This is a genomic window from Vibrio sp. 10N.222.55.C6, from assembly GCF_041473395.1.
Taxonomy (GTDB): Bacteria; Pseudomonadota; Gammaproteobacteria; order Enterobacterales; family Vibrionaceae; genus Vibrio; species Vibrio crassostreae_C.
This window is the reverse complement of sequence record NZ_JBFRSD010000091.1, coordinates 1-492: the sequence shown is the minus strand read 5'-3', so window position 1 is coordinate 492 and position 492 is coordinate 1. Positions and strand designations below refer to the sequence as shown.

At 41.5% G+C, this 492-nt stretch carries 1 protein-coding gene; it reads left to right on the top strand.

Annotation, left to right across the window (positions count from 1 at the left end; translation table 11 throughout):
- Positions 1–146: 146 nt before the first annotated feature.
- The coding region (locus AB4486_RS22685; RefSeq protein ID WP_372118728.1) for a transposase at positions 147–492 on the top strand (346 nt) is incomplete at its 3' end.

The window sequence follows — 492 nt, the reverse complement described above, 5'->3', positions numbered from 1 at the left end:
AGGCTTTGGCATTGCTCTAAGTATGTGAGTGAACTTAGATGATCTGATCGTAGCTTTAAGCATTAGTTCCCTGATTTAGGAAACAAAGCCCCTTTTTGATGAAATGGTCTAGTTTTTAACTAGGCCATTTTTGTATAGGGAAGACAATGAGTAGACCACTGAGAATAGAGTATGCGGGTGCGCTCTATCATGTAACGTCGCGCGGTAATGCTCGACAGCCGATTTATCTGGAAGAGCAAGATTTTGAATTGTTTATCGAAGTGTTGTCAGGCACCAGTGAGCGATTCAATTGGGTCGTGCATAGCTACTGTTTAATGACCAATCATTACCATCTACTCGTCGAAACTCCTGATGGGAACTTAAGTAAGGGAATGCGTCAGCTTAATGGTGTGTATACCCAAAAGTTCAATAGAAAACATAACCGAGTCGGTCATCTATACCAAGGTCGCTTTAAAGCCATTTTAGTCGACAAAGACGCTTATCTATTGGAAG